Source organism: Flavobacterium sp. N2550, assembly GCF_025947265.1.
Lineage (GTDB): Bacteria > Bacteroidota > Bacteroidia > Flavobacteriales > Flavobacteriaceae > Flavobacterium > Flavobacterium endophyticum.
The window spans coordinates 215,528-228,993 of record NZ_CP110007.1; the positions used below are offsets into that span (position 1 = coordinate 215,528).

General features: G+C 38.1%; 14 protein-coding genes. 5 read left to right on the forward strand and 9 right to left on the reverse strand.

The annotated features are described in order from the left end of the window. Window positions 1–201 precede the first annotated feature (201 nt). Both OLM56_RS00935 and yihA read left to right on the forward strand, forming a co-directional pair. Window positions 202–966 (forward strand): alpha/beta fold hydrolase, encoded by a 765-nt coding sequence (locus OLM56_RS00935; protein ID WP_264528013.1) that lies wholly within the window; start codon window positions 202–204, stop codon window positions 964–966. A 98-nt stretch (window positions 967–1,064) separates the two neighbouring features. After that, window positions 1,065–1,685, forward strand: a complete 621-nt coding sequence (gene yihA, locus OLM56_RS00940) for a ribosome biogenesis GTP-binding protein YihA/YsxC (RefSeq protein WP_121375199.1) — start codon at window positions 1,065–1,067, stop codon at window positions 1,683–1,685. A 56-nt stretch (window positions 1,686–1,741) separates the two neighbouring features. On the opposite strand, the gene gldC is transcribed toward yihA, so the two are convergent. Then, window positions 1,742–2,083 carry a gliding motility protein GldC gene (gene gldC / locus OLM56_RS00945; protein WP_170148744.1) on the reverse strand — a complete coding sequence of 114 codons (342 nt, stop codon included), beginning with the start codon at window positions 2,081–2,083 and terminating at the stop codon, window positions 1,742–1,744. Continuing rightward, window positions 2,083–3,042, reverse strand: a complete 960-nt coding sequence (gene gldB / locus OLM56_RS00950; protein ID WP_264528014.1) for a gliding motility lipoprotein GldB — start codon at window positions 3,040–3,042, stop codon at window positions 2,083–2,085. Before gldB ends, gldC begins: the two co-directional genes overlap by 1 nt. Window positions 3,043–3,169: 127 nt before the next feature. On the opposite strand from gldB, the gene nadE reads away from it, so the two are divergent. Next, window positions 3,170–3,976 (forward strand): NAD(+) synthase, encoded by an 807-nt coding sequence (nadE, locus tag OLM56_RS00955; protein ID WP_182492761.1) that lies wholly within the window; start codon window positions 3,170–3,172, stop codon window positions 3,974–3,976. A gap of 83 nt (window positions 3,977–4,059) precedes the next feature. Beyond that, entirely contained in the window at window positions 4,060–4,689 is a 630-nt protein-coding gene (locus OLM56_RS00960) for a response regulator transcription factor (protein WP_121375202.1), read from the forward strand. 2 nt (window positions 4,690–4,691) lie between these two features. Here OLM56_RS00960 and dnaG read toward each other — a convergent pair whose 3' ends face one another. From dnaG to rlmN, 7 genes are all read right to left on the reverse strand, one after another. Then, window positions 4,692–6,668, reverse strand: a complete 1,977-nt coding sequence (gene dnaG, locus OLM56_RS00965; RefSeq protein WP_264528015.1) for a DNA primase — start codon at window positions 6,666–6,668, stop codon at window positions 4,692–4,694. 129 nt (window positions 6,669–6,797) lie between these two features. Beyond that, window positions 6,798–7,856 (reverse strand): hypothetical protein, encoded by a 1,059-nt coding sequence (locus OLM56_RS00970; RefSeq protein ID WP_264528016.1) that lies wholly within the window; start codon window positions 7,854–7,856, stop codon window positions 6,798–6,800. Between the two features lie 34 nt (window positions 7,857–7,890). Next, on the reverse strand, window positions 7,891–8,595 hold the full coding sequence (locus OLM56_RS00975; protein WP_264528017.1) for a hypothetical protein: 705 nt from the start codon (window positions 8,593–8,595) through the stop codon (window positions 7,891–7,893). Further along, a complete protein-coding gene (locus OLM56_RS00980) occupies window positions 8,582–9,142 on the reverse strand; it encodes an RNA polymerase sigma factor (protein WP_182492765.1) in 561 nt (186 codons plus the stop codon). Before OLM56_RS00980 ends, OLM56_RS00975 begins: the two co-directional genes overlap by 14 nt. A gap of 148 nt (window positions 9,143–9,290) precedes the next feature. Then, window positions 9,291–10,481 carry an aspartyl protease family protein gene (locus OLM56_RS00985; RefSeq protein WP_264528018.1) on the reverse strand — a complete coding sequence of 397 codons (1,191 nt, stop codon included), beginning with the start codon at window positions 10,479–10,481 and terminating at the stop codon, window positions 9,291–9,293. 109 nt (window positions 10,482–10,590) lie between these two features. After that, the gene (locus tag OLM56_RS00990) at window positions 10,591–11,571 is read right to left on the reverse strand and encodes a polyprenyl synthetase family protein (RefSeq protein ID WP_264528019.1); all 981 of its coding nucleotides are present in this window, start codon (window positions 11,569–11,571) and stop codon (window positions 10,591–10,593) included. A 130-nt stretch (window positions 11,572–11,701) separates the two neighbouring features. Further along, window positions 11,702–12,745: a 23S rRNA (adenine(2503)-C(2))-methyltransferase RlmN gene (gene rlmN / locus OLM56_RS00995; RefSeq protein WP_264528020.1), complete on the reverse strand. Its 1,044-nt coding sequence runs from the start codon at window positions 12,743–12,745 to the stop codon at window positions 11,702–11,704. Between the two features lie 78 nt (window positions 12,746–12,823). On the opposite strand from rlmN, the gene OLM56_RS01000 reads away from it, so the two are divergent. After that, a complete protein-coding gene (locus OLM56_RS01000; RefSeq protein ID WP_264528021.1) occupies window positions 12,824–13,465 on the forward strand; it encodes an O-methyltransferase in 642 nt (213 codons plus the stop codon). The last annotated feature ends 1 nt before the right edge of the window (window position 13,466 follow it).

The window sequence follows — 13,466 nt, forward strand, 5'->3', positions numbered from 1 at the left end:
AAGAAATTTTAAATATCCGCATCAAAAGAGCTGACCGATAACACTTTAGAAGATGAGAAATCCAAAAAATTATTTTCAGACGAAAATCCTTACAGCATAATAAATTCCATTTAAAATTTAAAGGTAAATTATCAAGTCAAAAATTCGTTTTTATCTATAAAATCATATATTTGTGTGAATTTGAAACGTCCAAAAAGATCAATGGAAGAACACTTAAAAAAAGAAGGTAAATACAAATATTTTGAAACTGGCGAAGGAACTCCAATCATTATTCTTCACGGACTGATGGGAGGACTAAGCAATTTTGACGGAGTTGCAGAATATTTTCCAAAGCATGGCTACAAAGTCGTTATTCCTGAATTACCGATTTACACACAAAACATACTGAAAACCAACGTTAAGGCTTTTGCAAAGTATGTAAAGGATTTCATCACTTACAAAGGTTTTGACCGAGTTATCCTTTTAGGAAATTCTCTTGGAGGACATATCGCCCTATATCATACAAAAATGTATCCTGAAAAAATGCTAGGATTAGTAATCACCGGAAGCTCAGGACTTTACGAAAGCGCTATGGGCGACAGCTATCCACGCCGCGGTGATTATGACTATATTCAGAAAAAAGCAGAAGATGTTTTTTACGACCCGAAAATAGCCACAAAAGAAATCGTTGACGAGGTATATGCGATGGCCAATGACAGAATCAAGCTGATCAAGACCTTGACTATCGCCAAGAGCGCCATTCGTCATAATATGGCGAAGGATCTTCCAAAGATGCACGTTCCTACTTGTATTATCTGGGGGAAAAACGACAAAGTTACGCCACCTGAAGTCGCTGAAGAATTTGACCAATTGTTGCCTAACTCTACCCTGTATTGGATTGATAAATGCGGGCATGCAGCCATGATGGAGCATCCGGATGAGTTTAACCGACTAATGCACGATTGGCTTCAGAAAACACACTTATAAATTTTATTACAGTATAGTCTAACCGCTGTTTGAAGGATTTTTCCAGAAAAACAGCGGTTATTTTTTTTGACTACCTTTGCAGAAATCGAACATCCGTTATGAAAATCAATTCCGCTGAATTTGTTATCAGCAATTCCGAAGTAAGCAAATGTCCGCAAGAGCGTCTGCCCGAATACGCATTTATTGGAAGATCAAATGTAGGAAAGTCTTCTTTGATCAATATGCTGACCAACCACAAGAGCTTGGCTAAAACTTCGGGAAGACCCGGAAAAACACAGCTTATCAACCATTTTAAGATCAACAACAATTGGTTTTTGGTTGATTTGCCAGGCTATGGTTATGCCCGCGTTTCTAAAAAGACAAAAGAAGTATTCCAGCAATTCATTACGGATTATTTTGAAAAAAGAGAACAGCTGGTTTGCGCTTTTATATTGATTGACATCCGCCTGGAAGCACAAGCAATTGATTTGGAATTCATAACTTATTTAGGTGAAATAGAAGTTCCGTTTTGCATCATATTTACCAAAGCGGATAAAATCAGCAAGACCAAAATAGATTCAAACGTAGCTGCTTACCGCAAGAAGCTCCTGGCAAGCAATTGGGAAGAGATGCCTCCTTATTTCGTCACCTCATCGACCGAAGGCACCGGAAAAGAAAAAGTCTTGGCCTATATAGACGAAATCAACACCGAGGTTTTTAAAGACTTGAATAGTTTTTAGTTATAAATAAAAAAGCGGACCTAAAAAGTCCGCTTTTTTATTATGTTCCAAAGGCGCTATTCTCCTTTTTTTAATTCCATTTTTTCTGCAAAGTAGTCGCAGAAATCTCTCATGGTGTCCGACATCTTCTCATCGTCTGTCGCTCTCTGAAAAGTATCTGCCATTGCGACAAGGCTCTGGTGAAAGAATTTTTTCATTTCATCAACCGGCATGTCTTTAGTCCAAAGGTCGATTCTCATTGTTTCTTGAGCATTGCTGTCCCAAAATGAAAGCATCATGGCTTTTGACTCCTCTTGAACAACGCCTCCATCTTGAGCGGCCCAGAAAAGCTTTTCTGGCACTCTGTTATCATCAAGCTCAACGGTTATTTTTATTTCGGAAGTTATTTTTTTAGGCATTACTTTTTAGGTTTGTATTTAGAATTATCAAAAATTTCTTTTGCATCGGTCTGCAATAATTGCTGCAAAGATACATCATTGTTTTTCATGTAGGAACGCACAATTTGCCATCCAATCCACATTCCGATCTGTCCTGGTGACTCATTATCGATTTCAAGATAAAACTTGGAAAACGGGGCTGGATTTATAAATCTTCCGGGCAATTTAGGATCAGAATCGTATAATAACTTCTCATCTACGAAATAGCGCCAGATATATCCTTCGTTTTCTTGGCTCCAAGTAATCTGCTCTGGCGTATAGCCTATCTTGTCTGCATCGGAAACTTGAGGAATCAAGACATCTTTCAAATATAGTTCTTTCCCGAAATAGATCATTTGAGAAAGCAGCGCTCTGTCTGTTGGAGGCGCTATTTTTCGAAGCGAAAAATCAGAGACAACATCTGGAAGGATTTGTGATTTTTCAAAAGTTCTTCTTTGGTATTCTGGAAAGCCTGAATAGAATTTATGGTCTTTTCCTAAATAAACATCCAACGAGATTAACAACAAACTGTCCGCATAAATCACTTTGCTTTGCGTATCGACTTCTGAAATCAGCGTTATAACTTTTGGAAGGTTGGTCTCTGGAAAATAATATTTGATATGGCGAAACAACTCTTCTAAATCGCCTCTTTCTTTTTGAAAATTGCCAAATGTTTTTTGAACTTCTGCATGCAATTCTCTCAAAAGTGGATTTTTCATCTTGTTTGTCCAAACCGTATCTTCATTTCCGGCTGGGAAAAAGTAAGGATACTGTCGTTTTATCTTGGAAAGATCTTCGGGAGGCGTTTCATAAAAAACCTTATCAAAACGCTCTACATCAAGCTCAACTGGCACTTCTTCTATTGCTTTTTCGACCTTGTCTTTTTTATCACAAGAAATAAAAAAAACAGTAAAAATCAATAATACAGTAAGTTTTCTCATTTATATTTTTGTTAGTATTTTTGTATTAAATCTTAACCTTAAATTATGAATTGTTTTTTTAACTTTAATTAGGCAAAAAAATAAAGTGCAAATATACACTTCACGTATTTAAATTAATAAAATTGTAATGCAAAAAAACAATACGCTCCAAGCCGATAAGATCACAACCCATATTGCAAATTGGCTAAAGGACTACGCAACAAACGCAAAAGTAAGTGGTTTTGTTGTAGGAATCTCTGGAGGAGTCGATTCTGCAGTCACTTCAACGCTTTGTGCGCTCACAGGACTACCGACTCTTTGTGTAGAAATGCCAATTCACCAAGCGCCAAGTCATGTTTCAAGAGGACGGGAGCATATTGAGCAGTTAAAAAAAAGGTTTTCTAACGTAGACAGCATCGAAACGAATCTCACTTCTGTTTTTGAGATGTTTAAAAGTATAGTCCCATCTGGCGACGACGAAAAAAAACTACATCTTTCCTTAGCAAATACTAGAGCACGCTTGCGAATGACCACTTTATATTACCATGCAGGAATACACAGTCGCTTGGTGGTCGGAACCGGAAACAAAGTCGAAGATTTTGGCGTAGGCTTTTATACCAAATATGGCGATGGCGGTGTAGATGTGAGTCCGATAGCCGATTTGATGAAATCGGAAGTATTTCAGCTGGCTGCTTTTCTAGGAGTTCCGACTTCTATTCTGAATGCCGCTCCTACCGATGGGCTTTTTGGAGACGACAGAAGCGATGAGGACCAGCTTGGTGCCAGCTATGACGAATTAGAGTGGGCAATGAATGCTGCAGAGGACGGAAAAGAAGCAAAAGATTTTTCCGGAAGAGAAGCTGAAGTCTTTTCAATCTATAAAAGACTTAATTACGTAAATCAACATAAAATGATTCCGATACCGATTTGCAAAATTTCGGAAGATTTGAAATGATTTTCATACAAACCTTATTTATTTTAAAAAAATTTAACTAAATTTACTAAAGGTTTATCAGTTTAAATTTAAAAAAATGCATTATGATCAAAATATGTTTAGCCGATAATCACCCTATCGTCCATTATGGAATAAAATCCTATTTTAAAGACAATTCAGAAATCAGTATCGTTGGGCATGCTGAAGACTATAATACTCTGGAGGACATCCTGAGTAAAAAGTCTGTAGACATCGTTATCCTTGATCTTGATTTGGAAGGACTTTCGAGTATTAATCTTATAAAAGGAATGGTTAAAGACTATCCTTCCACTAAGATTGTGATTTTCACAAACCTTTCGGAGCAAATGTACGCCCCAAACGCTCTGAAAGCTGGTGTTTCTGCCTACATTCATAAGACTTCAAAATTAGAAGGACTTGCATCTGCATTGACTAAAGTATACGGCGGAGCTGTCGTATTTAGCGAGACTGTGAAGAAAAATCTTGCGCTGATTGGAAAAAGAAATAAATCGGAACGTCTGTACAGAAAACTTTCAACCCGCGAGATTGAAGTACTGCGCTACCTCAGCGATGGAAAAAAGAACAAAGAAATTGCAAAGATTCTTGACTTAAACGAAAAAACAGTAAGTACTTATAAATTGAGGCTTCTTACAAAACTAAACGTGACAAACCTTGTAGATCTTGTCAACAAAGCTAAAACTCTTGAGATAGTCTAGGCCTAGCTATAGCGCGACATTACCCTGCCTAGTTTAGACGAAAAAGAATTGATTAGTTTATAATAATCCATTGCCATAGACAGTGTTTCTGTATTGTCTGAATCTGGGCCAGATGTAATGCTGCCTTTCAACTCCTCTATAATTCTGTCTACGAGATACCACCTCAATGTCAGAATTGTCTCTGAAACATATTGGCCTATAGTCTGGTCTTTTTGTTTTACTATAATATTTTGTCCTTCCCAGTTATGAAGAAGCTCTCTTTCCTCATACATTAATATGTCCGTAACTTCTTGAGCCAGTTCTGGCGCAAGATGCATCAGGTAATGTTCCATATTGAAAGATTCGTTTTGATGGAAATAATTCACCAAATCGTTGTAGATATCTCTGAATAGCGGATTTGCAAGTTCTACTTCGTCTTCTTGAAGGCTCAAATATATTCTTTGGTATACTTTGTATTCTTTTTTTTCGATTGCTTCTTCAATTTCGCCTTCATCGTTGGTCTTGAGCAGTACATCTTCGAATTCTTCTTCCTTATTCCCATACAACAGGAGAATTTCGATTATTTTTCGCTCTAATTCATAAAGGACATCGATTTTTGGAGTCGTTTCTGAGTTTTCGTTCTTTACAACTTCAAAAGCTTTCTGCTCTTGTTTTTGCTTTTTACCGGTATCCGTAACTTCTTTCTGGACAAGCTGTGCCAATGTATTGACCAAGACTTGCTCCGAGATATCCATTATTCTTGCCGTTTCCTGAAGATAGATTTCTCTTTGGATACGATCTGGAATTTTTGAAATACTGGCCACCATATCGCGAATCAGTCCCGCTTTTTTGACAGGGTCATTCTTCGCTTCATCCATAAGCAGCGAAGCCTTGAACTGAATAAAATCTTTTGAATTAGCTTCTAAATAACGGACAACCTCATCATGAGAATTTTTTCTGGCGAAACTATCCGGATCTTCACCGTCAGGGAACGTACACACTTTGACATTCATCCCTTCTTCAAGGATAAGGTCAATCCCCCTGATTGAAGCTCTTAACCCGGCCGCATCGCCGTCAAAAAGCACTGTAATGTTTTTTGTCAGACGGTTGACTAAACGAATCTGGTCGGGCGTCAGTGCCGTTCCGGAGGAAGCTACCACGTTTTCTATTCCGGCTTGATGAAATTGGATCACATCTGTATATCCTTCAACTAAATAGCAATTATCAAGCTTTGCAATGGCCTGCTTGGCATGAAATATTCCATAAAGGACTTTACTCTTGTGGTAAATATCGCTTTCAGGCGAATTCATATATTTTGCGGCCTTCTTGTCGTTGCCGAGAATCCTTCCTCCAAAACCGAGCGTCCGTCCCGACATGCTTTGTATCGGAAACATCACGCGTCCTTTAAATCGGTCAAATTGCTTATCCTCTTTAACGATGGTCAATCCTGTCTTGTCAAGATAGTCGAGCTTATACCCTTTACCTAAAGCTTCTTTGGTCAAGGCATCCCATGATTCTGGCGAATAGCCTAATTCGAACTTTCGTATGGTTTCGTTGGTAAAGCCTCTTTCCTTGAAATACGAATAACCAATCGCCTGGCCTTCTTCGTTATTGAGCAATATGTCGTGAAAGTACTTTTTGGCAAATTCCGAAACCAGATACATGCTTTCCTTTTCATTTGCTTCTGCTTTTTCTTCCTGCGACTGCTCTGTCTCTTCTATTTCTATATTGTATTTCTTGGCCAAATAGCGAATCGCTTCTGGATAGGTAAAATGTTCGTGCTCCATCAAAAAAGCGACGACATTTCCTCCTTTTCCCGAGCTAAAATCTTTCCATATCTGCTTTACGGGCGAAACCATAAACGAGGGAGAGCGTTCGTCAGAAAAAGGACTCAGTCCCTTGAAGTTGCTCCCTGCTCTTTTGAGCTGCACGAAATCGCCTATGACCTCCTCGACTCGGGCGGTTTCAAAAACTGTATCTATGGTTGTCTTGGCTATCAATTATAAAGAAGTATTCGGTTTTAAGAGTTCAAAGATACGAAGATTTTCGGCTTGCATAAATACAAAAAGCGCTCACACCTTTTTGTCGGCATGAGCACTTTTCTACGTATTCACTAACTTAAACACTCTTTAATTTAAATCAAATCTAATTCCTACGGAAATATTATTTTGGTCTACTGGATTATCTCGGAAAATCGTATTCAGATCGTATTTGGCATACAAGCTTATTTCGCCGTATCCGATGTAGGCACTAAGCCCATAAATAAAATCGTTTACATTGAAATCGCCTTTGCTTCTTTCTTTTACGTTATGATTGTCAATTTCATAGCGCAAGATTTGTTTGGATTTTACATTTACTCCTCCATAACCTCCGATACCGAATCGGAAGCTTTCATGCGAATGGAAGTAGGTTCTTTTTTCGGTAACGCGTTTTTTTGTGAAATCGAATTCTAGATGCACAGGAACTACCAAATAGACATTTCTAAAACGTGAATCCTTCAGATTGATTGGATTTGTCACCAAATTTGTCTGGTCGCCGTTTACCACAAAATTACGATTGTCCGTAGGGCGAAGATTGTTATACATCAACGACAGTCCGTATTTGGCATGCAAAAGGTTGTGGTTTTTCGCTAATCTTGTATTGAACGTGATTCCCCATTCGTAAAAATGCGATCCCCACACTCTATAATCAGAACCTTCAACAGAACTCAGGTCGCCTTCTGTCAGCGCATTGTTAAGACCAAAAGCAAAAACAAATTGTGATGTTGTCCTGGATTCGCTTCTAGTTCTTACGATAGAGTCTCTTTTTTTAGAGTCTTTATCCCAACTATCCCAATAAATACTAAAGGCTGTTTTTCTTCGTTCCGGAGGCAATTTTCCATCTACTTTTTCTTTCACTAACGCGGTTAGTTTTGCTTCTTCGGTTCCGACTCTTTCTTCAATATTTTTTGCTCTGGTGTCGGCAAGCGTGGCTTTTTGGCTATCCGCTTCTTCTTGCGAAATCTCCCCATTGTCAAGCCGTTTGTTTACGACTTCAACCTCCTCTTTTAGGGCATCTTTTTCTTCTTTTGTGATGGCTTCAATACGCTGTGCGATTGCTTTGGCTCTTTGTTCAAAAGTTTCTTGTGCAAATGCTTTGGATGCAAAAAGGCATAGCAATGCCGCTGCGTAAAAAATAATTTTTTGCATGATATTTGGTTTTAGTTTGTAAAGTCAGATTGATTTATTCGTTATTTCTGTTTGCAAGGGACGTCTTTACGTTTTCGTAATTCTTGCCGATGGATTTGACCACCTTGTCTCTAAAAGTCTCGTTCAATTCTCCTTCTACAGAAGAAAGCAAGCCTTTGGAATCCACTTTCACGCTCGATTTTGCGACGTATTTTTTGATAGACTGCGATTGGATTCTCGTTTCAGCTTCAGCCAAAAGCTGTTCTGATTCGATATACTTATTGGCTTTTGTCATCTCGTTTTGCCCAGCAGAAGCTATCATTTCTGTCTTTTCTTGCGTCGGTTGCAGCGCTTGGTCTTCTTTCTTCAAAGAAGTGGAAGACCCAGCTTTTTGATTCTTTTTTTGCACCGGCAACCTTGAAGCGATGGCTTCTGAATTAACTATCGTGATTTGATTTGATGATTTTGTATTTTGTTCTTCTGGGGCGCTGTTTTCAACTGCTTTTTCAGTTTTCTCTTCAGTCACAACTACATCATTCCCTTTCTCTATTACCGCTTCTGATTGGTTGAAGAAGATTGTCCCGACCAATAAAAATCCCAAAAAACTTGCTGCGATATAGAGCCATGTTCTTTTTTTAGGTTTTTTCTTTTCAGCTACCGAAAGCATGGCATCCAATCTATCCCAGGCCATTTCAGAAGGCTGAATGGTCCTTTCGTCTAGTTTCTTTTTGAAATCCTTTTCTAGTTTATTCGGTTCCATTTTGAAAATTCTTTAGTTTGTTAATTTGTTCCTGCAACATTTTTCGAGCATGTGACAATTGCGATTTGGATGTCCCTTCGTTTATTCCGAGCATTTTCGCAATTTCCTGATGCTTGAATCCTTCAATAGCATAGAGGTTGAAAACCATCCTGTAGCCGTCTGGCAGACTGTCAATCAAAAATTGAATATCTTCAACATTGAATTGGCTGTCTGTATTATTATGAGTCTCTTCGAAATAAGTCTCATCTTCAATATATTTTACTTTTTTCTGAACCCTGATGAACGAAATGCATTCGTTGATCATTATTCTTCTGATCCAGCCTTCAAAGCTTCCTTTGTGTTCAAAGTTTTTAAGGTTGGCAAAAACTTTCATGAAAGCGGTAATCATCACATCTTCTGCTTGGTGTACATCTTTTATATATTGCCTGCAGACACTTAGCATCTTCGGGGCATGGCCGGCATAAATCTTTTGCTGCGCATGACGGTTGTTTGCGACAGCCTGGCTGATTATGTCTTTTTCCTCTTGATGTAAAGCGATTACTTTCATTTAGTGTTTTTGATCTTTGACTTGAACATTTCAATCAGTGTTCTATTAGCATAGACGAGATTCGTTCGAAAAGGGTTGCATGGGGTGTAAAAAAAATTCAAATTAAATTGCTTAAAGGTAGCAACCTCCTATAAAACAAGGGTTAAAGTTAAAATATTTTTTGCTTCTTGAGGATTATCTTTTGTGTCTGCCCGTTTTTATTTACGTCTAATGTAATTTCGTTCTTGGTTTCTAAAAGCCTGCTGTATATTTTTTTGCATTGACAATAATCAAGGTAGTCTGCTTTTTGTCCGTCAACAGCCACTATTTCGTCATTGACCTGAAGTCCTGCTTTTGCTGCTTCGGAATCTTTGAGCAACGTGGCTACTTTTGATTTCCCGTCGTTATATTCTATTGTGAAGCCAAATGTACTCCAGCCATCATTCACAGCAGATTCATTTATAGGAAGAAAATAGATCTCATCGTCCTTGAAATTCATTGTGACGATATAATCTTTTATGATTGGGTTGCCAATTAGCGGTTCGTTGTTTGTCGAAGTATAATAAATCGGCTTGTTCAGATAAAGGAGGTTTTTAATTTCGACCTTACCAGAGTTTATGATATAAATCGGCTCTTTGATAACACCGTTTCCGCCTTCAGTTCCGCCGCCTGTTAAAGTAATCGCATTTTCTATCCCGTGCTTTTTGGCTATTTTTTCAGTCATGCTGAATAACGTAGCGCTTCCCAAATCAAACATCATTTTTTCTTTCTTGCCGTTTATCTTTACTTCTATATAAGGCATGAGCCTGCTATTAAACGTAACAGGAACTTTCACGGCTTGTTTTAGATTCACTATCCTACTAATCTGGTCTGTTACTATTATTTTCTTATTTGGGTAATCAATCTGCCAGATATAGTTTTTGATAATACTGGCTCCAATCAATCCGCCGTCAATCGTACATTTTATAGTTGGCGATTCATCAAAATTCATCTGGAGCGCAGCTATATCATGAAATATAAGTTTTCCGATATGCAGGCTGTCCACTTTTACGATGTTGATTTCTTTTTTGATTTTATTGCTGCTTCCGACCGTCTGTTTCGTCAGTATCGGGAAGTTGTTTTTTGCCTGAATAGCGTCGGTTATATTATTATAGCCGCCCGTATCAAAAATATAATCATACGTCTGGCCTCCAATCCGAACTTGAATCACGATTTCGTTATTGCGATATTCAAAAGGAATTTCATAATAAAAATCTTTGTTTTCTGACTTTGCGGTGTTGATCCAATTCAGAACTTCTTTAGGTTTCTGGGCATGGACATACGCTGAAAAAAGGAAAAAAAACACATATAAGAATCTCATAGCAAAAGTATTAGGTTAGACATGCTATAGTCTAAGACGATACTGCTACAAAAAAGGTTGCATGAAGGATAAAATAATAATTGTCAACGGATTAACGGATTGAAAGAAATTATTTTTTTCTTTCGATAACGTAATTTACCATCAAGGTAAGCGCGTCTTTATAAGGAGAATTTGGAAAATCTTGTATCAGAAGAAGGGCCTCATCTTGAAATTGGATCATTTTTTCTTCGGCGTACGCCAAGCCATTGTTGTTTTTGACAAACGCGATTACTTCCTTGACGCGTTTTTTGTCTTTATTATGGTTTTTGATGGAATTGATTACCCAGCTTTTTTCTTTTGGCGAACAGTGATTCAAGACATAAATTAACGGAAGCGTCATTTTTTGCTCTTTTATATCAATTCCGGTCGGCTTTCCGATAGCGTCATCTGTGTAATCAAACAAATCATCTTTTATCTGAAAAGCCATTCCGATAAGCTCTCCGAATTTGCGCATCCTTTCAATAATCTCGCTATTTTCTGGAAGCACAGAGCAGGCTCCAAGCGAGCAGCAAGCAGCAATCAGAGTCGCTGTTTTCTGGCGTATGATTTCGTAATAAATATCTTCAGTAATATCAAGCCTTCTTGCTTTTTCGATCTGGAGTAGTTCGCCTTCGCTCATTTCGCGAACGGCTACGGAAATGATTCTCAGTAAATCAAAATCGCCATTATCAATAGAAAGCAACAATCCTTTTGACAACAAGTAATCGCCTACGAGAACAGCAATTTTATTTTTCCATAAGGCATTGATGGAGAAAAAACCACGGCGCCTGTTACTATCGTCTACGACATCATCATGAACAAGAGTTGCGGTATGGATTAATTCGATGACTGAAGCGCCACGATACGTCCTTTCATTGACTATGCCTTCAGAAACCATCTTGGCTGTCAGAAAAACAAACATCGGACGCATTTGTTTCCCTTTTCGGTTGACGATATAGTAAGTTATCCTGTTGAGCAAAGCTACTTTTGAAGACATTGCTTCGTGAAACTTTTTTTCAAAAAGTTCCATTTCGGCAAGAATCGGCTGTTTTATTTGCTCGGTGATTTTCATTGGAAACAAAGATACTATTTAAGTGTTAAAGTGCAAGAAGTGTCATAAGATTATAAAATTCTCTTTTTAAAAAAGACGCTGTCAGGATTTGAAACCCTGACAGCGTCTTTATATATTCTTTTACTCTAAATTATGCTTCTTTATTAGCCAATTGTCCGCAAGCAGCATCGATATCTTTTCCTCTGCTCCTTCTCACTTTAACAACGATGTCATTTTTTTCTAAAGCTTTGATGTATTCGTTTATAGATTCTTCTGAAGCCTGTTGAAATTCACCGTCATCAATTGGATTGTATTCGATCAGATTGACTTTACAAGGAACGTATTTGCAGAATTTCACTAGAGCATCAACCGAAGCTTTATTATCGTTAATGCCTTTCCAGACAACATATTCATAGGTAATTTTACTTCTGGTTTTGTTATACCAATATTCCAATGACTCGCGCAAGTCTGCTAACGGAAAGTTTTGGCTGAACGGCATGATTCGAGAACGAATTTCGTCTATTGCGGAATGAAGGGAAACAGCCAGTCTGAATTTTACTTCATCGTCGGCAAGTTTTTTAATCATCTTCGGAATTCCTGATGTAGAAACAGTTATTCTTTTTGGCGACATTCCGAGTCCTTCTGGAGATACAATCTTGTCAATCGCCTTGATAACATTATTGTAGTTCATCAGCGGCTCACCCATACCCATGAAAACAATATTGGAAAGTGGACGATTATGATAGAGCTTGCTTTCGTTATCGATAGCTAAAACTTGGTCATAGATTTCATCTGGATTGAGGTTCCGCATTCTTTTGAGTCTTGCGGTAGCGCAAAAATTACAATCGAGACTGCAGCCAACTTGAGAAGAAACACAGGCTGTTGTTCTTGTGTTTGTTGGAATCAAAACAGATTCTACTACTAAGCCATCGTGAAGACGCACTGCATTTTTTACAGTCCCATCTTCACTTTTCTGCATCTGGTCTACCCTGATATGATTGATAACGAAGTTTTCTTCCAACATTTGGCGCGTTGTTTTTGCAACATTTGTCATGTCGTCAAAATTATGGGCGCCCTTGCTCCAGAGCCATTCATAGACTTGGTTACCACGAAAGGCTTTGTCTCCGTTGGATACAAAAAACTCGCGAAGCTGGTCTTTGGATAATGCCCTGATGTCTTTTTTCTCGATTTGCATGGCGCAAAGTTATATATTAGAAGTGATAAGTACCTAATGAGTGTTAATATTTTATAATTTTGCAAAAACTTTTTTACCATGCATTTTATTTCTCCCGAACTAGAACTTTATGTCGAAAGACATTCCGAAAACGAGCCTGCGCTTTTAGCAGCACTGCATAGAGAAACCTATCAAAAAATCATGCAGCCGAGAATGCTGAGCGGTCATTTTCAAGGGAGAGTCTTAAGCATGTTATCTAAATTGATACGTCCAGTAACTATTCTTGAAATCGGTACGTATACTGGTTATGCAACTTTGTGTTTAGCAGAGGGAATGCAGGAAAATGGCTCAATCGACACGATTGATATCAATGAAGAATTGTCCAGCATCCAAAAAAAGTATTTTGACTTATCACCATGGAAGGATCAAATCTCACAGCATTTGGGCGATGCTTTAGAAATCATCCCAACTTTGGGAAAGAGCTATGATTTAGTTTTTATTGATGCCGACAAAGATAACTACCTGAGGTATTTCGATATGATTCTTCCCCTGATGAACAAAGGCGGAATTATTCTTTCCGATAACGTGCTATGGAGCGGAAAAGTACTCGAAACGCCAGATCCAAGGGACTTAAGTACTAATGTTTTATTAGAATACAATAAAAAACTTAAGGAAGATCCGAGAATCGAAACAGTATTGTTGCCTATTCGAGACGGACTAACCGTGAGCAGAGTTCTGTAAC